This is a genomic window from Micromonospora sp. WMMA1996, assembly GCF_002573675.1.
Taxonomy (GTDB): Bacteria; Actinomycetota; Actinomycetes; order Mycobacteriales; family Micromonosporaceae; genus Micromonospora; species Micromonospora sediminicola.
Map to the genome: position 1 here is coordinate 110,659 of NZ_PDHU01000001.1, position 20,166 is coordinate 130,824.

The 20,166-nt window shown below is 74.7% G+C and carries 15 protein-coding genes; 2 read left to right on the forward strand and 13 right to left on the reverse strand.

The annotated features are described in order from the left end of the window. The first annotated feature begins 37 nt into the window (after positions 1-37). Positions 38-1,657, forward strand: a complete 1,620-nt coding sequence (locus tag COO58_RS00515; RefSeq protein WP_098743394.1) for a metallophosphoesterase — start codon at positions 38-40, stop codon at positions 1,655-1,657. A gap of 46 nt (positions 1,658-1,703) precedes the next feature. On the opposite strand, the gene COO58_RS00520 is transcribed toward COO58_RS00515, so the two are convergent. The 6 genes from COO58_RS00520 to ligA form a co-directional block, all read right to left on the reverse strand. Further along, on the reverse strand, positions 1,704-4,061 hold the full coding sequence (locus COO58_RS00520; protein ID WP_098743395.1) for a pyruvate dehydrogenase: 2,358 nt from the start codon (positions 4,059-4,061) through the stop codon (positions 1,704-1,706). Positions 4,062-4,172: 111 nt separating this feature from the next. After that, positions 4,173-5,669 (reverse strand): Asp-tRNA(Asn)/Glu-tRNA(Gln) amidotransferase subunit GatB, encoded by a 1,497-nt coding sequence (gatB, locus tag COO58_RS00525; RefSeq protein WP_091580649.1) that lies wholly within the window; start codon positions 5,667-5,669, stop codon positions 4,173-4,175. Positions 5,670-5,680: 11 nt separating this feature from the next. Beyond that, positions 5,681-7,156 carry an Asp-tRNA(Asn)/Glu-tRNA(Gln) amidotransferase subunit GatA gene (gene gatA / locus COO58_RS00530; protein WP_098743397.1) on the reverse strand — a complete coding sequence of 492 codons (1,476 nt, stop codon included), beginning with the start codon at positions 7,154-7,156 and terminating at the stop codon, positions 5,681-5,683. Beyond that, the gene (gene gatC / locus COO58_RS00535) at positions 7,153-7,458 is read right to left on the reverse strand and encodes an Asp-tRNA(Asn)/Glu-tRNA(Gln) amidotransferase subunit GatC (protein WP_091580658.1); all 306 of its coding nucleotides are present in this window, start codon (positions 7,456-7,458) and stop codon (positions 7,153-7,155) included. Before gatC ends, gatA begins: the two co-directional genes overlap by 4 nt. A gap of 104 nt (positions 7,459-7,562) precedes the next feature. Further along, positions 7,563-10,145, reverse strand: a complete 2,583-nt coding sequence (locus COO58_RS00540) for a bifunctional diguanylate cyclase/phosphodiesterase (protein WP_098743398.1) — start codon at positions 10,143-10,145, stop codon at positions 7,563-7,565. 150 nt (positions 10,146-10,295) lie between these two features. After that, positions 10,296-12,449 carry an NAD-dependent DNA ligase LigA gene (gene ligA / locus COO58_RS00545; RefSeq protein WP_369700163.1) on the reverse strand — a complete coding sequence of 718 codons (2,154 nt, stop codon included), beginning with the start codon at positions 12,447-12,449 and terminating at the stop codon, positions 10,296-10,298. Between the two features lie 191 nt (positions 12,450-12,640). Here ligA and COO58_RS00550 point away from each other — a divergent pair, with 191 nt between their 5' ends. After that, positions 12,641-13,174: a type II toxin-antitoxin system PemK/MazF family toxin gene (locus COO58_RS00550; RefSeq protein WP_098743400.1), complete on the forward strand. Its 534-nt coding sequence runs from the start codon at positions 12,641-12,643 to the stop codon at positions 13,172-13,174. A 19-nt stretch (positions 13,175-13,193) separates the two neighbouring features. Here COO58_RS00550 and COO58_RS00555 read toward each other — a convergent pair whose 3' ends face one another. The 7 genes from COO58_RS00555 to COO58_RS00585 all read right to left on the reverse strand — a co-directional run bounded on the left by COO58_RS00555 (position 13,194) and on the right by COO58_RS00585 (position 20,051). Further along, entirely contained in the window at positions 13,194-14,207 is a 1,014-nt protein-coding gene (locus tag COO58_RS00555; protein WP_098743401.1) for an ADP-ribosylglycohydrolase family protein, read from the reverse strand. Between the two features lie 26 nt (positions 14,208-14,233). After that, complete coding sequence (locus tag COO58_RS00560; RefSeq protein ID WP_172967842.1) at positions 14,234-14,602, reverse strand: VOC family protein; 369 nt, start codon at positions 14,600-14,602, stop codon at positions 14,234-14,236. Between the two features lie 36 nt (positions 14,603-14,638). Next, a complete protein-coding gene (locus COO58_RS00565; RefSeq protein WP_098743402.1) occupies positions 14,639-15,643 on the reverse strand; it encodes a methionine synthase in 1,005 nt (334 codons plus the stop codon). Between the two features lie 536 nt (positions 15,644-16,179). Then, positions 16,180-17,253, reverse strand: a complete 1,074-nt coding sequence (mnmA, locus tag COO58_RS00570) for a tRNA 2-thiouridine(34) synthase MnmA (RefSeq protein WP_218012331.1) — start codon at positions 17,251-17,253, stop codon at positions 16,180-16,182. Positions 17,254-17,290: 37 nt separating this feature from the next. Then, positions 17,291-18,466, reverse strand: a complete 1,176-nt coding sequence (locus COO58_RS00575) for a cysteine desulfurase family protein (RefSeq protein WP_091580688.1) — start codon at positions 18,464-18,466, stop codon at positions 17,291-17,293. An 86-nt stretch (positions 18,467-18,552) separates the two neighbouring features. Further along, complete coding sequence (locus COO58_RS00580; RefSeq protein ID WP_098743404.1) at positions 18,553-19,224, reverse strand: class F sortase; 672 nt, start codon at positions 19,222-19,224, stop codon at positions 18,553-18,555. Next, positions 19,221-20,051: a DUF4397 domain-containing protein gene (locus COO58_RS00585; protein WP_091580697.1), complete on the reverse strand. Its 831-nt coding sequence runs from the start codon at positions 20,049-20,051 to the stop codon at positions 19,221-19,223. Before COO58_RS00585 ends, COO58_RS00580 begins: the two co-directional genes overlap by 4 nt. Positions 20,052-20,166 lie beyond the last annotated feature (115 nt).

The following is a 20,166-nucleotide window of genomic DNA, read 5'->3' on the forward strand; positions in this document are numbered from 1 at the left end:
TACCAAGATCGCCACAGGGGCAGGTCAGAATCTCAGCATGGACGACCACGAGAACGAACAGCACCGCGCCGGGGACACGACGCCCCCGGAGACCGGGCCTGCCCGCCGCTGGACGGCGTGGCGACCCGGCCACCGGCTGCGCCGGGTGGGCGTGGTGCTCGCGCTGCTCGCGGTCACCCTCGGCGGCATCGTGGTGGGCACGTACGCGGGCGGCCACGTCGGCACCGACATCGGCCCGTTCCGCGCCGAGCTGAAGCTCAGCCCGTCGCTGACCGGCGGCACCACCGTCGACATCCCGCCGCTGGGCGCGCTGCTGCTGGACAGTCACGACGGGCCGGCCTACCTGACCGTCGAGGTGGGCGCGCTGGACCAGGGCCGCACCGAGGCGCTGATCGACGACCCGGCCAGCATCAGCCGGGCCAGCCAGTCGGCGGTGGAGGACGTCCGCGCCGGCGTGATGCGACTCGGACTGAAGACGCTCGCCTCGACGGTGCTGGCCACCCTGCTCCTGGCCGCGCTCGTGTTCCGGGACGTCCGGCGTACCGCCTGGGCCGGCGGCCTGGCGCTGGTGGTCACCGCCGGCAGCCTCGGCCTCGGCGCCGCCACCCTGCGGCCGCAGGCGATCGAGGAGCCCCGGTACGAGGGCCTGCTGGTCAACGCGCCCGCGATCGTCGGTGACGCGCGGCGGATCGCCAACGACTACACCAAGTACGCGGAGCAGTTGCAGCGGCTGGTCGGCAACGTCAGCAAGCTCTACACCACGGTCTCCGCGCTGCCGGTGGTGCAGCCGTCCCCGGGCACCACCCGGGTGCTGCACGTGTCGGACATGCACCTGAACCCGACCGGCTGGCAGCTGATCCGCACCGTGGTCGAGCAGTTCGGCATCGACGTCGTGATCGACACCGGCGACATCACCGACTGGGGCAGCGAGCCGGAGGCCTCCTTCGTCGGCTCGATCGGCCTGCTCAAGAAGCCGTACGTGTTCATCCGCGGCAACCACGACTCGCCCCGCACGGCCGCGGCGGTGGCCCAGCAGCCGAACGCGATCGTGCTGAACAACTCCGTCACGACGGTCGGCGGGCTGACCATCGCCGGGATCGGCGACCCCCGGTTCACCCCGGACAAGGAGACCTCACCGGCCGGCAGCGGCCTCACCTCGGCCGTCGCCGACCAGGTGATCGGCGCCGGCGAGCAGCTCGCCGCCACGGTCGGGAAGTCGCCGCGGAAGGTGGACGTCGCGCTGGTGCACGACCCGGCCTCGGCCGGGCCGCTCTCCGGCACCTGCCCGCTGGTGCTCTCCGGGCACACCCACTCCCGGCAGGTCTCGAAGCTGCCGCAGGCGCCGGGCAAGCAGCCGACCACGCTGATGGTGGAGGGCTCGACCGGCGGGGCCGGGCTGCGCGGGCTGGAGGGCGAGAAGCCCACCCCGCTGACCATGACGGTGCTCTACTTCGACCAGCAGAAGCTGCTCCAGGCCTACGACGAGATCACCGTCGGCGGCACCGGCCAGTCCCAGGTCAACCTGGAGCGACACGTCATCCGGGACCCGGCCAAGGGCGACCAGGTGCCGGTCACCCCGACCCCCACCCGCGGCCCGTCGGAGTCACCGTCGCCCTCGTCGAGCGCCACCTCCCCGAGCCCGACCACCACCGGCTGACCGGTCCTCCCGCCACTCGCCCGCCGGCGCCGCCGCGGCGGTCGGGTCAGCGCAGCGCGAGCGCGGCCAGCGCGGCGTTGACGATGCTGCCCGGCAGCAGGTCGTGCAGCTCGTACAGGTCACGGACGCTGCCGGACTGGCCGAACTCGTCCACCCCGAGCGGCACCGCCGGAGCGCCCACCGCCGAGCCGAGCCAGGCCATCGCGTGCGAGGCGGCGTCATGCACGGTGACCACCGGCACCCGGTCGACGAACGCCGACCGCAACGCGCCGGGCACGCTCGGCACGGTGGCGGTCCGCACGCCCTGACGCAGCGTCCGCTGCCACGCCCGGTAGAGCCGGTCCAGGCTGGTCACGTCGACCACGTGCGCCGCGACGCCCTCCTCCGCCAGCTCCGCGGCGGCGGCCAGGACCTCCGGCAGCACCGCGCCGGAGGCCGCGAGCTGCACCACCGGGGCGTCCGCCAGATCCGGGTACGCCTGGTGCGCGTCGACGAGCCGGTACGCGCCGGCCACCACCTGCCGGCGCAGCACCGCCTCGCCGAGCCGGGCCCGGGCCGCCTCGAACGGGGCCTGGTCGACCGGCCGGGTGCTGAGCCGGAAGTAGTACGCCCCGTCCTCGGCCGGCGCGGCGGTCGCGGCCGGCGCGGATCCACCGGCGATCTGCCCGAGCGCGTCGCAGAGCAGCCAGTCGAGGCTGCCGGCGTACGCGGGCTCCAGGAACGTCACGCCGGGCAGCTCCAGCCCGACCGAGGCGGTGATGGTGGACTGGTGGGCGCCGCCCTCGGGCGCCAGCGTGATGCCGGACGGGGTGCCGGCCACCACGAACCGGGAACCCGAGTAGGTGCCGTAGAGGAACGCGTCGAGCCCGCGCAGCACGAACGGGTCGTAGACCGTGCCCACCGGCAGCAGCGGCTGGCCGGACAGGTCCCACGACAGGCCGAGCTGGCCCAGCAGCAGGAACAGGTTCATCTCCGAGATGCCCAGCTCGATGTGCTGCCCGGCGGGGCTCTCCGTCCAGCGCAGCATCCGGTCCTCGGTCCAGGAACGCTGCTCGGTGGGGGCGAAGACGCCGGTCTTGTTGATGAACCCGGCCAGGTTGGTCGAGGTGGCCACGTCCGGCGCGGTGGTCACCAGGTAGGGCGCCACCTGCGGATCGCGGGCCAGGTCGACCAGCACCCGGCCGAAGACCTCCTGGGTGGAGACGGGCTTGTTCGCGCGTACCCGGGTGGTCTCCGGGACGGTGACGCCCAGCGCCCGCTCGCGCGGCGGGCGGGACAGCGCCTCCCGGCGCTCGCCGGCCCGGATGCCGGCCGGGGACGCTGGGTCGAGGCGGTCCCACTCGGTCTCCGGGGTCAGGCCCTGCGCGGCGCGCAACGCGTCCACCTGCTCGGTGCTCAGCAGCGCCGAGTGGTTGCGCGGGTTGCCGGCGATCGGCAGGCCCCAGCCCTTGACCGTGTACGCGAACACCACGCTGGGCCGGTCGGTGACCGCGTCGCACTGGGCGTACGCGTCGAGCATCGCCTGCGCGTCGTGCCCGCCCAGGTCGGTGACGAGCGGGCCCAGCTCGTCGTCGCCGATCTCGGCGACGAACGCGGCCACCTCGGCCGGCGCGCCGTCCAGGAACTGCTTGCGCAGGGCCGGCCCGGCCAGCCCGAACAGCGACTGGTACTGCTCGTTCGGCATCCGGTCGATCCAGTCACGCAGCGCCACCCCGCCCGGCCGGGCGTACGCCTCGGCCAGCTTGCGGCCGTACTTGACCTCCACGACGTGCCAGCCGGCGGCCTCGAACTGGCCCCGCCACTGGTTGATCCGGATGCCGGGGACGACCCGGTCCAGCGACTGGCGGTTGAAGTCGACGAGCCACATCACGTTGCCCAGGCCGGTGGTGGCCGGGTCGGCGACCGCCTCCCAGATGTTGCCCTCGTCCAGCTCGGCGTCGCCGATGATGGCGACGAACCGGGAGTGCGGCCGCGCGCCGAAGTGCGCGTCGACGTAGCGGCGGGTGACGGCGGCGAACAGCGGCGCGGCGGCGCCCAGGCCGACCGAGCCGGTGGAGAAGTCCACCTCATCCGGGTCCTTGGTGCGCGACGGGTACGACTGGAGGCCGCCGCGCGCCCGCAGCTTCGGCAGGTAGGACCGGTCGAGGTTGCCGAGCAGGTACTGGATGGCGTGGAACACCGGCGAGGCGTGCGGCTTCACCGCGACCCGGTCCTCGGCGTCCAGGTGCTCGAACCAGAGCGTGGTCATCGCGGTGACCAGCGAGGCGCTGGACGCCTGGTGGCCGCCGACCTTCACCCCGTCGCCGGTGTCCCGGTCGTGGTTGGCGGCATCGACGATGCGGGTGGCGAGCCAGAGTACCCGGCGCTGGATCTCGTCGAGGACGTCGAGGTCGTGCTGGTTCACGGTGACTCCATCCGGGCGTCGCCGTTGACGCCCACTGCGGTGTGGGGGTGAGGCGTTAGGAAGGGCCCCTTCTTATGCACCAGGCGTTAAGAAGGGGCCCTTCCTTGCACGTCAGGCGGCGCCGAGGCGCTCCAGGATCAGCTCGCGGACGGTCTTCGCGTCCGCCTGGCCGCGGGTGGTCTTCATGACCGCGCCGACCAGCGCGCCGGCCGCTGCGACCTTGCCGCTGCGGATCTTGTCGGCGACGTCGGGGTTGGCCGCGATCGCCTCGTCCACGGCGGCGGTGAGCGCGCCGGTGTCCGAGACGACCTCCAGGTTGCGGTTGGTCATGATCTCGGTCGGCGAACCCTCGCCGGCCACCACGCCCTCCAGCACCGTACGGGCCAGCTTGTCGTTGAGCTTGCCCGCGTCGACCAGGCCCTGGAGCTCGGCGACCTGCGCCGGGGTGGCCCCGACGTCGGCCAGCTCCACGCCGGTCTCGTTGGCGCGGCGGGACAGCTCACCCAGCCACCACTTGCGGGCGGCGGCCGGGGTGGCGCCGGCGGCCACGGTCGCCTCGATCAGCTCGACCGCGCCCGCGTTGACCACCGACTGCATGTCCAGGTCCGACAGGCCCCAGTCCTGCTGGATCCGCTTGCGGCGCAGCCGCGGCAGCTCCGGCAGGGCGGCCTTCAGCTCGGCCACCCAGGCGGTGTCCGGCGCGAGCGGCACCAGGTCCGGCTCCGGGAAGTACCGGTAGTCGGTGGCGGTCTCCTTGGACCGGCCCGGGGTGGTGTCGCCGGTGTCCTCGTGGAAATGCCGGGTCTCCTGGGTGATCCGGCCCCCCGCGTCCAGCACGGACGCCTGGCGCAGCATCTCCGAGCGGACCGCCCGCTCGACCGAGCGCAGCGAGTTGACGTTCTTGGTCTCGGTGCGCGTGCCCCACTCCTCGCCCGGCAGGTTCAGCGAGGTGTTGACGTCGCAGCGCAGCGAGCCCTCCTCCATCCGGACGTCGGAGACGCCCAGGGAGCGGATCACGTCGCGCAGCTCGGCGACGTACGCGCGGGCGACCTCCGGCGCGAGCGCGCCGGTGCCCGGGATCGGCTTGGTGACGATCTCGACCAGCGGGATGCCGGCCCGGTTGTAGTCGACGAGCGACTCGGTGGCGCCGTGGATCCGGCCGGTGGCGCCGCCGACGTGCAGCGTCTTGCCGGTGTCCTCCTCCAGGTGCACCCGCTCGATGCCGATGCGCACCAGCTCGCCGTTGACCTCGACGTCCAGGTAGCCGTCGAAGCAGAGCGGCTCGTCGTACTGGCTGATCTGGAAGTTCTTCGGCATGTCCGGGTAGAAGTAGTTCTTCCGGGCGAACCGGCACCACTCGGCGATCGAGCAGTTGAGCGCCAGACCGATCCGGATCGTCGCCTCGATGGCGGCCTTGTTGGCCACCGGCAGCGAACCGGGCAGGCCCAGGCAGACCGGGCAGACCCGGGTGTTCGGCTCGCCGCCGAAGTCGGTCGGGCAGCCGCACCACATCTTGGTGTTCGTGCCCAGCTCGACGTGGGTCTCCAGGCCGATCACCGGTTCCCAGCGCGCCACGACCTCGTCGTACGCGGGCAGTGTCGTCGTCATCTGCTCCTGCCTCACAGTGCCGGTGGGGTGAACGTGCCGACCGTCGACTCCAGCGCGGCGGCGACCCGGTACATCCGGTCGTCGGCCATGGTCGGGGCCATGATCTGCAGGCCGACCGGGAGCCCGTCGGACAGACCGCACGGGACCGAGATCGCCGGGCCGCCGTACAGGTTCGTCGGAATGGTGAACAGGTCGGCCAGGTACATCTGGTAGGGGTCGGACGTGCGGGCCCCGATCGGGAACGCCACGAACGGCGTGGTCGGCGAGATCAGCGCGTCCACCTGCTCGAACGCGGCGGTGAAGTCGCGGGTGATCAGGGTGCGGACCTTCTGCGCCTGGCCGTAGTAGGCGTCGTAGTAACCCGAGGAGAGGGCGTACGTGCCGATCATGATGCGGCGCTTGACCTCCGGGCCGAAGCCGGCCTCCCGGGTCAGCGACATGACCTCCTCCAGGGACCGGTTGCCGTCGTCGCCGACCCGCAGGCCGAACCGGACGCCGTCGAACCGGGCCAGGTTGGAGGAGCACTCGCTCGGCGCGATCAGGTAGTAGGCCGGCAGCGCGTACCCGAAGTGCGGGCAGGAGATCTCCACGATCTCCGCGCCCAGCTTGGCCAGGGCCTCCACCGACTCGCGGAACGCGGCCATCACGCCCGGCTCGGCGCCCTCGCCGGTGAACTCGGTGACCACACCGAGCCGCACGCCGGTCAGGTCACCGCTCGCGCCCAACCGGGCCGCGCCCACCACGTCCGGCACCGGGGCCGGGATCGAGGTGGAGTCGCGCGGGTCGTGGCCGCCGATCACCTGGTGCAGCAGCGCGGCGTCGAGCACGTTGCGGGCGCACGGGCCGGGCGTGTCCAGCGACGAGGAGAACGCGACCAGGCCGTACCGGGAGGTGCCGCCGTAGGTGGGCTTGGCACCGACGGTGCCGGTGACCGCGCCGGGCTGGCGGATCGAACCGCCGGTGTCCGAGCCGATCGACAGCGGCGCCTCGTACGCGGCCAGCGCCGCGGCGCTGCCGCCGCCGGAGCCGCCGGGGATCCGCTCCAGGTCCCACGGGTTGCGGGTCGGGCCGTACGCGGAGTATTCGGTGGAGGAGCCCATGGCGAACTCGTCCATGTTGGTCTTGCCGAGCATCACCGTGCCGGCGGCGCGCAGCCGCTCGACGATCGTCGAGTCGTAGGGCGGGCGCCAGCCCTCCAGGATCTTCGACCCGACGGTGGTGGGCACGCCCTTGGTGGTGAGCACGTCCTTCACCGCGACCGGCACGCCGGCCAGCGGGCCCAGCTCCTCGCCGGCGGCCCGACGCTCGTCCACGGCCCGCGCGGCGGCCAGCGCCCCCTCGGTGTCGACGTGCAGGAAGGCGTGCACCCGGTCGTCGACCGCGCCGATCCGGTCCAGGTGGGCCCGGGTGACCTCGACCGCGGAGGTCTCGCCGCTGGCCACCAGACCGGCGAGGTCGACGGCGCTGAGCTTGGTCAGGTCGGTCACGATGCCACATCCTCGTCCAGGATCCGCGGGACGCGGAACCGCTGCTCCTCGGCGTCGGGCGCGCCCGACAGCACCTCCTGCGGGGTCAGACTCGGCGTCACCACGTCCTCGCGGAGCACGTTGGTCAGCGGCACCGAGTGGGACGTCGGCGGGATGTCCGCCGCGGCGACCTCGCCGACCTGCGCGACCGACTGGAGGATCACGTCCAGCTGACCGGCGAAGGTGTCCAGCTCCTCCTCGGTGACGGCGAGCCGCGACAGTCGCGCGAGGTGCGCGACCTCCTCGCGGGAGATGGCGGCCATCGGGTGCCCCCTTCGTGGCTGTCCTGAGACGTCTAGGTGTGCCGGCCGCGCGCGACGACTGAGCGATGACGCGCGGTGACCGGAGCGAGTCTATTGTCCCGCGCTCACGACGACGCCTTCGACTCCCCCTCCGGGCCGCCCCGGCCGCCCGCCTCGGCGACCGCCGGACGCACCGGGCGGTAACGCGACAGCCAGGCGGCCAACTCCTCCGCCGGCATCGGCCGGGCGTGGAACCAGCCCTGCGCCACGTCGCAACCGGCGGCGTGCAGCAGCCGCCAGGTGCGCTCGTCCTCCACGCCCTCGGCCACCACCCGCAGCCCGAGCGCGCCGGCCAGCTCGATCATCGAGCGGACGATCGCCGCGTCGTCCGGGTCGTCGGCCATCCCCAGCACGAACGACCGGTCCACCTTCACCTCGGACAGCGGCAGCCGGCGCAGGTGCTGCAACGAGGAGTAGCCGGTGCCGAAGTCGTCCAGGGCGATGCCGACCCCGATCCGGTGCAACTGGGTGATGCTGGCCAGCACCCGCCGGGGGTCGGCCATCAACGCCCCCTCGGTGATCTCCACCTGGAGCCGCGCCGGCGGCACGCCGTAGCGGGCCAGCCGGTCGGCGATCTGGTCGGCGATCTCGCCGGTGTGCAGGTCCCGGACGCTGACGTTGAGCGCGGCGCGCAGCGTGAGCCCGGCCGCGGACCACTTGGCGAGCTGCTCCACCACGTCGTCCACCACCCGCCGGGTGAGCAGCCGCATGACCGCGCTCTGCTCGGCGACCTGGATCAGCTCACCCGGGTCGACCATCCCGCGGCGCGGGTGCCGCCACCGCAGCAGCGCCTCGACGCCGACCACCTCGCCGGTCGCGATGGCGATCTGCGGCTGGTAGTACATGGTGATCTCACCCGGGTCGTCCGCCTCGCGCACCGCGGGCCGGTCGGTGGTGGCGGGCCCGGTCGGTGTGCCCCCGGACGTCACGACGGCCTCGGTGGCGTGGGCGGCCCGGGCGGCGGGCGCCGTCTCCGTGGCCGTCGCCGCGTGGGCGGGCGGTGGGACCTCGGCCGTGGTCCCGGCCGAGGTGGCGTCACCGCCGGCCCGGGCCGCCGAGCCGGCGGGCGTGCCGGCCCGGGCACCGCGGCGGCGGGTCGGGTCGGCGCCGGTGAGGATCTGCTCGATCAGCTCGTCGCCGGGCCGCGTCTCCACGCGTTCCCGGCGGCGCCGCAGCCGCCACCGGGCCGATCCACCGCCGGGCCGGACCCCGCCCCGGCCGTCGTCGCGGCCCGGCCGCGCGTCGGGGGCCGGCCGGCCGTCGTGCGCCGGTCGGGCGGCGGGCAGGTCCGGCGCCAGCACCGCGCCGTCACCCCCGCGTACGCCGACCGGCTCCCCGGCCGGCGGCGACTCCAGCACCCGGCGCAGGTCGGCCAGGAGACTCAACCGTTCCGCCGAGTTGTGGTCGGACTCCGGCGCGTAGACCGCGACGGTGTCGTTGCGGTGCTTGGCGTCGTACATCGCGACGTCGGCGTGCCGCATCAGGGTGGCGAAGTCCTCGCCGTGGTCGGGGAAGAGCGCGACGCCGATGGAGCCGCCCACGTCCAACGGCAGCCCGTCCAGCGGCACCGGCTCGGCGAGCGCGGCGACCACCCGGTCGGCCCGCTCGCGGGCCTCGTCGAGGCCGGCCAGCCGGGGTACGACGATGGCGAACTCGTCCCCGCCGAGGCGTGCCACCAGGTCCCGTTCGCCGACCACGTCGATCAGGCGGGCGCTCACCTCGACCAGCAGTCGGTCGCCGACCGCGTGCCCGAGCGCGTCGTTGACGTGCTTGAACCGGTCGAGGTCGAGCAGCAGCAGGGCCAGGTGGGCGGCCGGCTCGCCACGGGCGGCCCGTTCGGCGTGCAGGTGCACCTGCTCGGCCACCTCGGTGAGCAGCGCCTTGCGGTTGGGCAGCCCGGTGAGCGGGTCCACGTCGGCGAGCTGTTCCCGCTCGGCGGAGAGCCGGGCCATCCGGTAGACCGCGAACAGCGGAACCAGCACCAGCGGGATCAGCGCCGCGCTGGCCCGGGCGGCGGCCACCAGCACCGGCGCGAGCAGCAGCAGCGAGCCGGTGGAGAGCAGCTCATAGGCCAGCCCGTGCCGGACGCTGGGCCACCACCGGTCGCCGAAGCGCAGCCGGATGGCGGTGGTGACCAGGCCGTAGTTGACCACGAACCAGGCCACCGTGGCGCCACCCACCGCTGCCACGTCGGTCCAGTGCAGCCGACCGCCGCCGAACAGCTCACCCGGGCCGAGCCGGGTGACGGCGTACGCGGCGGCGAGCGCGCAGGCGTACTGGGCGGCGTTGAAGGCGGTGCGCCAGGGGGCGTAGCCGAGGCGCCAGCCGGAGACGGCCACCGCGACGGCCTGCACCGCGACGGCCGGGCCGAGCCCCCAGCCGAGCAGGATGGCGAAGGTGAAGCAGGTCGATGGGAAGACCGCCGAGGTCTGCCGCCGGCCGGGCGGGACGAACGGTCGGGCGTCGCAGGCGACGGCGAGCGCCGCCATGGTCCAGAATGCGGCCGGCAGCTCGGTCAGCCGGTCGGGGAGCGCGACGAGCGGCCCGACCGAGACGAGCAGGGCGAGCACGCCGACGCCGGCGACGAAGCCGAAGAACGGCCCGGTCCGCCCGGGCGGGACGGAGTTGCGCGGGTCGCCGTTCTCCATCGCACCTCCCGGAAGCGGCATCGGCACGCGCGGTCACGCGCCGTACGCCAATGAAACGCCCTCCGGGTCGATTTCCCCGACACGACAGTCACGAATCGGTCGTAGTCGTAATTAAGTTGGTATACGGCGCAGCCGTCGCCAGGGCCGGGGTCAGTCCTCCACCCGGGCCACCGCGCGGGCCGCCTCGGGGCCGGACTCCAGCAGCACCCGGAACCCGTCCTCGTCGAGGATCGGCAGCTTCAGGGTGGCCGCCTTGTCGGCCTTGGACCCGGGGTTGTCGCCGACCACCACGAAACCGGTCTTCTTGGAGACCGATCCGGTCACCTTGCCGCCCCGGCTCTGGATCGCCTCGGCGGCCTGGTCGCGGCTGAATCCGGCCAGCGTGCCGGTGACCACCACGGTCACCCCGTCGAGCGGTCGCGGGCCCTCGTCGCCGGCCTCCTCGGCCATCCGGACGCCCGCCTCGGCCCACTTGCGGACCACGTCGCGGTGCCAGTCGACGGCGAACCACTCCTTCAGGCTGGCCGCGATGGTCGGGCCGACGCCGTCCACCGAGGACAGCTCTTCCTCGGACGCCTCCTCGATCGCCGGGATCGAGCGGAAGTGCCGGGCCAACGCCTGGGCCGCGGTCGGGCCGACGTGCCGGATGGAGAGCGCCACCAGCACCCGCCACAGGTCGCGCTCCCGCGCCACCGCGAGGTTGTCGAGCAGCTTGGTGGCGTTGCTGCCGAGGCTGCCGTCCTTGTTGACGAAGAACGGCGAGCGGCTCAACTGCTCGGCGTCGAGACCGAACAGGTCGCCCTCGTCGGCGATGATCCCGGCGTCGAGCAGCGCGGCCGCGCCCTTGTAGCCGAGCACCTCGATGTCGAACGCCCCGCGGCCGGCCAGGTGGAAGACCCGTTCCCGCAGTTGCGCCGGGCAGCTGCGGGAGTTGGGGCAGCGGATGTCGACGTCGCTCTCCTTGGCCGGCGCGAGTGGCGTGCCGCAGGCCGGGCAGGTGGTCGGCATGACGAACGGGCGGGCGTCGGGCGGCCGCAGCTCGACCACCGGGCCGAGCACCTCGGGGATCACGTCGCCGGCCTTGCGCAGCACCACCGTGTCGCCGATGAGCACGCCCTTGCGCTCGACCTCGCGGGCGTTGTGCAGCGTGGCCAGCGCGACTGTGGAGCCGGCCACCCGGACCGGCTCCAGGACGGCGAACGGGGTGACCCGCCCGGTGCGCCCGACGTTGACGTCGATGTCGAGCAGCGTGGTGTTGACCTCCTCCGGCGGGTATTTGAAGGCGATCGCCCAGCGCGGCGCGCGGCTGGTCGAGCCGAGGCGCCCCTGGATGGAGACCGGGTCGACCTTGACCACCACGCCGTCGATCTCGTGCTCGACGTCGTGCCGGTGCTCGGCGTACCAGGCGATGTATTCCGCCACGCCGGCCAGGTCGGGCACCACCCGCCAGCGGTCGCTGGTGGGCAGCCCCCACGCCCGCAGCGCGGCGTAGGACTCGGACTGGGCCGCGGGCTGGAAGCCCTTGCGCGCGCCGATGCCGTGCACCACCAGGCGCAGCGGGCGGGAGGCGGTGACCCGCGGGTCCTTCTGCCGGAGGCTGCCGGCGGCGGCGTTGCGCGGGTTGGCGAACGGGGCCTTGCCCTGCTCGACCAGGCTCGCGTTGAGGTCGGCGAACGCGGCCACCGGGAAGTAGATCTCGCCGCGCACCTCGATCAGTTCCGGCACGTCGGGGAAGTCGTCGGACGGGGTCAGCCGGGCCGGCACACCCTTGATGCTGCGCACGTTGGCGGTGACGTCCTCGCCGGTGCGCCCGTCGCCCCGGGTGGCGGCGCGCACCAGCCGGCCCTTCTCGTAGGTCAGGTTGATGGCCAGCCCGTCGACCTTCAGCTCGCACAGGTAGGGCACCGGGCCACCGGCGTCGCGCTCGACCCGCTCGGCCCAGGCGGCCAGCTCCTCGTCGGCGAAGGCGTTGTCGAGCGAGAGCATCCGTTCGGCGTGGGTGACCGGGGTGAAGTCGGTGGAGAAGGTGCCACCGACCCGCTGGGTGGGCGAGTCGGGGGTGCGCAGCGCCGGGTATTCGGCCTCCAGCGCCTCCAGCTCACGCAGCTGCCTGTCGAACTCCGCGTCGGTGACGGTCGGCGCGTCCAGCACGTAGTAGCGGTACTGGTGCTCGGTGAGCTCCTGGCTCAGCAGGGCGTGCCGCTCCCGGGCCTCCGGGGTCGGCTCGGCGCCCGCCGCCGCCTCCTGGGCGGCGTCGACCGCCGAGGGAACCGCTTCTTCGGACACGCCGCCGTCTTCGGACACGCTGTCGACCTCCCGTGCTCGTGCTACCCCCGCACCGTAGCGGTCGGGGGTGACAACCGTCCGGCCACCCGCGCTGACCAGGCGACCCGGCGCGGACCCGGCGCGCGTCGCGCCATCGGGCGGGCCGGCCCCGGCCGTGCGACGATCGCGGCGGCGGCGCTGGGCCGGAACGGACGGAAGGCGGGGTACGGATGCGCGACGGGCTGATCTGGGCACTGGTGATCGTGGTCTGCGTGGCCGCCGGCTGGCTGTGGAGCGAGTGGCGCCGCCGGTCCACCGGGACCGGCCCGCGTACCCGGTCGGCCGACCGACGTCGCCCGGGCACCGGGCGGCCCGAGCGTGGTCCCCGGGGCGGCCGGACCGGCGCGCCGCCGAGGCCGCGCGACGGCGGCGCGCCGGCCGGAGACCGGCCCCGGCCCGGCGAGATCTGGTGGGCCGACGTGCCCTACGCGGACGGGACCGGTTCGAAGGTGCGCCCCTGCCTGGTGCTGCGGGTCGACGGCCGGGACGCCGACGTCCTGAAGATCACCAGCCAGGACAAGTCGGACCGGGACGACCACCTGCCGATCCCGACCCGCAGCTGGGACCCGGGCGCGGACCACGACAGCTTCCTCGACGTCAGCGAGCCGATCCCGGTGCCGCTGGACGCGTTCGCCGACCGCGCCGGCACCTGCGACCCCGACCTCTGGCGCGGCGTCCGCCGGCTCCCCCACCTGGCCGCCTGAGCCGGGGGACGACGGCCGCTCAGTCGAGCGCGCCGGCGAGCGCGCCGAGCTGGTCGGCGTACTCGATCCGGTCGGCCCACCCGGCCGGCCAGGCCGCCATCCCGTGCGCGGCCCCGACGAACGCGCCGGCCAGCGCGGCGATGGAGTCCGAGTCGCCGGCGGTGGTGGCGCCCCGGGCCAGCGCGCCGACCGGGTCGTCGGGGTGCCGCAGCGCGCAGAGCAGCGCGGTGGCGAGCGCCTCCTCGGCGATCCACCCCTCGCCGGTGAGCCGGCACGGGTCGCCGCCGTCGTCGGGGCGGGCCAGCGCCGCCTCCAGCCGACCCAGCACCCGCAGGCAGTCGTCCCAGCCCCGGGCCGCGAACTCGGCCGCGCTGCGCTCACCCGGACGCTGCCACAGGTCGCCGAGCCAGTCGTCCCGGTAGACCGTGCGCTGCTCGTGGGCCCGGTCGGTGAGCAGGCCGGGCAGCTCGGGCAGCGCCGCGCCGTCGCGCAGCAGCCGGACCGCGTACGCGGTCAGCTCGCTCGCCGCCAGGGCGGTCGGGTGGCCGTGGGTGAGGCCGGCCTGGAACTGCGCCAGCCCGGCGAGGGTGTCGAGATCGACGTCGAGCAGCCCGACCGGGGTGACCCGCATGTTCGCCCCGCAGCCCTTCGAGCCGGCCACGGTGGCCTCCTGCCAGCGGGTGCCCCGGTCCAGCTCGGCACAGGCTCGCAGGCACGTCATGCCGGGGGCGCGGTTGTTCTCCGGGCTGGCCGCCCAGTCGAGGAAGCGCTGCCGCAGCAACGGCTCCACCGCCTCGGCGGTGAGGGCCGGCGCGTCATGCACCGCCCAGGCGACCGCCAGCGCCATCTGGGTGTCGTCAGTGACCAGCGCCGGGTCACCCTCCAGCTCGCGCGGACCGGCCGGGCCGTAGCGCCGGACGATCTCGGTGACGGTGAGGAACTCGGTCGGCTTGCCCAGGGCGTCGCCGTAGGCCAGGCCGAAGAGCGACCCGGCGGCGCGGCGGGGGGTGGAGGCGGTCACGGTGGCGATCATGCCCCGACCGCGCAAACCCGGGCCGGTCAGTCCCAGCAGAGGCAGAACGGGTGGCCGGCCGGATCGGCGTAGACCCGCCAGCCGTCACCCTCGCCGCGCAGCCGCCGCGCCCCGAGCGCCAGCGCCGCCTTCTCGGCCGCCTCGATGTCGTCAACGGTCACGTCCAGGTGGAACTGCTGCGGACGCTCCGGGTCGGGCCACGCCGGGGCGCGCAGGTCGAGCGCCTTCTGGAAGGCGAGGCGGGGCTGGTGCCCGGGCGGGCCGCCGAGCACCACCCAGTCGTCGCCCTCGGAACTCTCCTCGATCACCGGCAGGCCGAGCAGCTCGGCGTAGAAGCCGGCCAACGCACGCGGGTCAGGGCAGTCGATCACCGTGGAACGCAGTCGTCCGATCATGCCGGTCATCCTGCCCCCGGGGTACGACGGGAAACGTCACTCCTCGGCGAGCCGCCGCCCGGCGTCCCGGCAGGCGGCCAGCACCGCGCGGGCGTACGCCGGGGTCGCGCCGGCCAGGCCGCACGCGGGGGTGACCACCACCTGCTCGGCGAGCCGGCGACGGGGGAAGCCGAGCTGGTCCCAGACCCGGCGGACCCGGGCGGCCACCTCGGCGGACGTGGGCGCCCGCCCACCGGCCGGCGGCAGCGTCGGCGCGGCGCCGGCGAGCAGCCCGAGCCCGGCGTCGATCGCCTCGCCGAGCGGGTCCAGGTCGGTGAGCAGCGACAGGTCGAGGGCGACGCCGACCGCCCCGGCGGAGCGGATCAGCTCCAGTGGCACGTCCGGCGCACAGCAGTGCACCAGCGTGGGCGCCCCGGCCGCCTCGATCACGCCACCCAGCAGCGCCCGGGCCACCTCGCCCTCCACCGGACGGTGGGTGCCGAGCCCGCTCTCGGTGGGCACGCGGCCGGCCAGCACCGCCGGCAGGGACGGCTCGTCGAGCTGGAGCAGCACCGAGGCGCGGGGCAGCCGCCGGGCCACCGCCGCGACGTGCCCCCGCAGCCCCTCGCCCAGTGAGCCGGCGAGGTCGCGTACCGCGCCGGGGTCGCGCAGCAGCCGACCGCCGATCGGCAGCTCCAGCGCGGCGGCCAGGGTGAACGGGCCGGCGGCCTGGACCTTGACCGGACCGGCGTACTCCTCGGCCTGCTCGGCGAGCTGGTCGAGGTCGCGTTCCATCAGGTCCCGGGCCCGGCGCAGGTCGCGGCCGGGGCGCGGGGCGATCCGCCAGCGGGCCGCGTAGAGCTCGACCGGAAGCTCGACCAGCAGGCCGGCGGTGCGCCCGAGCAGGTCCGCGCCGGGGCCCCGGGCGGGCAGCTCCGGCAGGTGCGGCAGTGCCGGCAGCTCACCGAGCACGATCCGCTGCGCCTCGGCGATGTCGGTGCCGGGCAGCGAACCGATCCCGGTCGCCGCGCCGGTGGGCCAGGGCCACGCCTGCTCAGTCACCGCCGCAGCCTATCCGCTGCCTCCGGCCGGGCGCGGGGGGACGCGGGCCCGGGGCCGACGCCCCCTCGCCCGCCACGACGGCGCGATCTGGCAGCCTGCACCGGTCACGCGGCACGTGGACGCACCGTCCCCACACATCGGGCACTGCCCGCCCCCGTCCGCGCGGGACCGGCGGCGGATGGTCGCTCGGAGCACGCTTTCGAGCTGATATCAGGAACGACTCAGCGGGCCCGCGCGGCGGTTGAGTCGTCTGCGCTATCAGCTCGAAAGGCGACCGTCGGGCACGCCGACGGCCTGCCGGAGCGACCCGGGCGACCCGGGCGACCCGGGCGACCCGGGCGACCTGGGCGGAGCAGATCGGCACGGCGGCGGGCGTCAACCTCGACGGCCAGCTCCGGGGGCGCGCTCCCGCCCCCGGCTGGCCCGGCCCGTCGCGGCCGGGTCCACGCGGCCAGGGTCCGGCGGCCAGGACCCACGCGGCCAGGGACCCGCGGCCAGGGGCCCGCCGCCGGGGACCCGCCGCCCGGGGACCGCGGTCAGGCGGTGATGGTGGCGGAGCCGAGGACCACGTCGCCGGCCGGGTCCGGCCGGTAGGCCACGATGGCCTGACCGGCGGCGACCCCGCGGACCGGGCGACGCAGCGACGCGCGCAGGCCGTCGGCGTCCACCGAGACGGCGGCCGGGACCACGTCGCCGTGCGCCCGCAACTGCACCTCGCACTCGATCGGCCCGTCCGGGCGCGGCCCGCCGGTCCAGACCGGCCGCAGGGCACGCACCGAGGAGACCTCCAGCGCCTCGGCCGGGCCGACGGTCACCGTGTTGGTCGTCGGGGTGATGGAGAGCACGTAGCGCGGCCGGCCGTCCGGCGCCGGCCGGTCCAGGTGCAGCCCGCGCCGCTGTCCGACGGTGTACTGGTAGGCGCCGCTGTGGCTGCCCACCACCGCGCCGGTGAGCGCGTCCACGACCTGGCCGGGGGCCTCGCCCAGCCGCTCGGCCAGGAAGCCGCGGGTGTCGCCGTCGGCGATGAAGCAGATGTCGTGCGAGTCCGGCTTGTCGGCGACGGCGAGGCCGCGCCGGGCCGCCTCCGCGCGGACCTCGGCCTTGGTCGAGTCGCCCAGCGGGAAGACCGACCGGTCGAGCTGCGCGCGGGTCAGCACCGCGAGGACGTACGACTGGTCCTTGGCCGCGTCGACGCTGCGCCGCAGCAGTCCGTCCGGGCCCAGCCGGGCGTGGTGGCCGGTGACCACGGCGTCGAAGCCCAGGGCCACGGCCCGGTCCAGCACCGCGGCGAACTTGATCTTCTCGTTGCAACGCAGGCACGGGTTCGGGGTACGGCCGGCCGCGTACTCGGCGACGAAGTCGTCGACCACGTCGTCGTGGAACCGGTCCGCCATGTCCCACACGTAGAACGGGATGCCCAGCACGTCGGCGGCCCGCCGGGCGTCCCGGGAGTCCTCCAGCGTGCAGCACCCCCGCGCGCCGGTGCGGTAGGTCTGCGGGTTGCGGGCCAGCGCCAGGTGCACCCCGGTCACGTCGTGCCCGGCCTCCACCGCCCGCGCCGCCGCCACGGCGGAGTCCACTCCGCCCGACATCGCCGCCAGAACCCTCACCGGCCCACTCCCCTCGTCCTCACCGAGGGTATCCGGGTCAGCGGGGCGTACGGAGGGCGGCCGCGCGGCGGGCCCGCTCCACGGCGGCCGGCAGCGCGGCGATCAGCGCGTCCACGTCGGCGCCGGTGCTGGTGTGCCCCAGCGTGAACCGCAGCGAGGACCGGGCCCGGTCGTCGTCGGCGCCCATGGCCAGCAGCACGTGCGAGGGCTGGGCCACGCCGGCCGAGCAGGCCGACCCGGTCGAGCAGGCGATGCCCTGGGCGTCGAGGAGCAGCAGCAACGCGTCGCCCTCGCAGCCGGGGAAGGAGAAGTGCGCGTTGCCGGGGAGCCGGTCGGCCGGGTCGCCGTTGAAGACCACCTCGGGGACCGCCCGGCGGACCCGCTCGACCAGCTCGTCGCGGAGCGCGGCGATCCGGGCCGCGTACTCCTGCTGGTTCTTGACCGCGGCCTCGACGGCGACCGCGAACGCGACGATGCCGGCCGTGTCCAGGGTGCCGGAGCGCACGTCGCGCTCCTGGCCGCCGCCGTGCAGCAGCGGGGTGGCGGCGACGTCGCGGGCCAGCAGCAGCGCGCCGACGCCGGCCGGGCCGCCCAGCTTGTGCCCGGTCACGGTGAGCGCGGACACGCCGCTCGCGGCGAAGTCGACCGGAACCTGCCCGACCGCCTGGATCGCGTCGGTGTGGAACGGCACCCCGCGCGCGGCGGCGACCGCGGCCAGCTCGGCCACCGGCTGGACGGTGCCCACCTCGTTGTTCGCCCACATCGCCGTGACCACCGCCACGCGGTCGCCGTGCTCGGCCAGCTCGGCCCCCAGCCGCTCCGGGTCGAGCCGCCCGGCGGCGTCCACCGGCAGCCAGCCGACCTGCGCGCCCTCGTGCGCGACCAGCCAGTCGACCGCGTCGAGCACGGCGTGGTGCTCGACCGCGCTGGAGACCACCCGGACCCGCTCGGCCCGGTCGGCCCGCCGGGCCCAGAAGATGCCCTTCACGGCGAGGTTGTCGCTCTCCGTGCCACCGCCGGTGAAGATCACCTCGGAGGGGCGGGCGCCGAGCGCGGCGGCCACCCGCTCCCGGGACTCCTCCACCCGCCGTCGGGCACGGCGGCCCGCCGCGTGCAGCGACGACGCGTTGCCCACCTCGCGGGCGGTGGCGACGTACGCCTCGAGTGCCTCGTCGAGCATCGGGGTCGTCGCCGCGTGATCCAGGTATGCCATCACCGTTCAGCCTAACGGCCGGTGGGCGCGCCACCGGGGGCCGGACCACCCGTCCCGCACCGCGGTGGGACAGGTGGTCCGACTCCTCATGAGGGGACCGCGGTGACGACGATGTTGTCCCGGTAGTGCCGGGTCTTCGGGTCGAACGGACCGCCGCAGGTGATCAGCGTGAGACGCGGACTGCCGTCCCGGGCGAAGTACCGGTCCAGCGGAATCTTCGTCTTCGTGTACTCCTCCCGGGCCACCACCCGGTAGCGGCGCTCCTCGCCGTCCGAGCCGGTGGCGGTGAGCGTGTCTCCCCGGTCCAGCTCACGCAGCCGGAAGAACGCTCCCTTGCCCTGTTCGGCGCTGTCCACGTGCCCGGCGATGACCACCGAACCGGCGCCGGACTCCAGGCCCGGGCCGTAGCGGTACCAGCCGACCTGGTCCACGCTCGGCGGCACCTCGAACTCGTTCGTGCGGTCGTTGATGCCGACCGGGTTCACCGTGGCGGTGACCTTGATCGGCGGGATGCTCAGCCGGACCGGGGGCACTGTCGTGCCGTCCGCCGGGAGGGTACCGGCGTTCACCGGCACCGACGCGTCCCCGGCCGCCGTGGGCGTGGCCGACGGGGCGGGCGTGGAGCTGGCCAGGGCCGCCGCCTCGTCGGCCCCGACGTCCTCGGCGGGTTGCGAACCGCAGGCCACCAGGGCCGCGACGGAGAGCGCGGCGGCGCCGGCGGCCATCGCCGCCAGCGCCCCGCGGTTGCGCACCGTCACCGGCGACCGGCCCGGGCGGTGGCCACCCGCGCCCCGCCGCCGACCAGCAGCAGCACGCCGGCGCCGGCCAGCACGTACCACCAGGTGTCCACGCCGGTGCCGGCCTGACCGCCGGTGCCGCTGGGCACGCCGCCCGGCGCCGAGTGCAGACCGCTGATGGTCTGCGCGACCAGGTCCAGGTTCTTGGCGTCGGCGGAGCCGATCGCGTAGACGATGGTGGCCGTGCCCTCCTTGAGGTTCAGGTCGGCCGGGCCGATGGCGACGGTGTCGGTGCCGGCGAGCACCACGTCCGCCTTCACGGAGCCGGCGGCCACGTCGGCCTTGGCCTCCTTCGGGTTGGTCAGGCCCTCGAAGACCGGCTTGCCACCGGCCCGCACGTCGACGGCCGGCGCGGCGGCGGTGTGCCGGACGATCAGCCGGGCCTTGCCGGCGCCCACCTTGGACACGTCGTTGACGAACGGGGTGATCTGCGGCTTGCCGTCGGCGCTCAGGTGGGCGGCGAGGCTGATGTTCGCCCCGCCCGGCACCTCGGCGTCGTCGACCTTGAGGATCGCCTTGTCGATCGCCTCACCGGGCTTGGTCAGGGCGATGTCGTACTCCCCCTCGGGCAGGGTCAGCGGGCCGGCCACGTCGCCGGGCTTGAAGTTGTCCAGCGTCTTCTTGCCGTTGACGTACACGTCGACCGGGGTGTCCGGGATGCCGTGCACCACGGAGACCTTCGACGAGGCGGCGTAGGCCGGGCTCATGGTGGCGGCGCCGACACCGGCGAAGGTGAGGGCGGCCACCGCGCCGCCCGCGGCGACCCGACGGAACATGGCGAGCTGCATTGTCTGCCTCCTGGTAGTTGGTACTGATTCGTCAGGCCTGGCTTGCAGAACGGGTTACGCCGGCTCCCGCACCCCCGGATGCGCCCCGGATCCGATTTCTTTTCTTCCTCCCGGA

Coding starts and splice junctions, on each gene's coding strand:
- COO58_RS00515 (WP_098743394.1), top strand. CDS start 38: ATGGACGACCACGAGAACGAACAGCACCGCGCCGGGGACACGACGCCC.
- gatB (WP_091580649.1), bottom strand. CDS start 5,669: ATGACGACGACACTGCCCGCGTACGACGAGGTCGTGGCGCGCTGGGAA.
- gatC (WP_091580658.1), bottom strand. CDS start 7,458: ATGGCCGCCATCTCCCGCGAGGAGGTCGCGCACCTCGCGCGACTGTCG.
- COO58_RS00540 (WP_098743398.1), bottom strand. CDS start 10,145: ATGGAGAACGGCGACCCGCGCAACTCCGTCCCGCCCGGGCGGACCGGG.
- COO58_RS00550 (WP_098743400.1), top strand. CDS start 12,641: ATGCGCGACGGGCTGATCTGGGCACTGGTGATCGTGGTCTGCGTGGCC.
- COO58_RS00555 (WP_098743401.1), bottom strand. CDS start 14,207: ATGATCGCCACCGTGACCGCCTCCACCCCCCGCCGCGCCGCCGGGTCG.
- COO58_RS00560 (WP_172967842.1), bottom strand. CDS start 14,602: ATGATCGGACGACTGCGTTCCACGGTGATCGACTGCCCTGACCCGCGT.
- COO58_RS00575 (WP_091580688.1), bottom strand. CDS start 18,466: ATGGCATACCTGGATCACGCGGCGACGACCCCGATGCTCGACGAGGCA.
- COO58_RS00585 (WP_091580697.1), bottom strand. CDS start 20,051: ATGCAGCTCGCCATGTTCCGTCGGGTCGCCGCGGGCGGCGCGGTGGCC.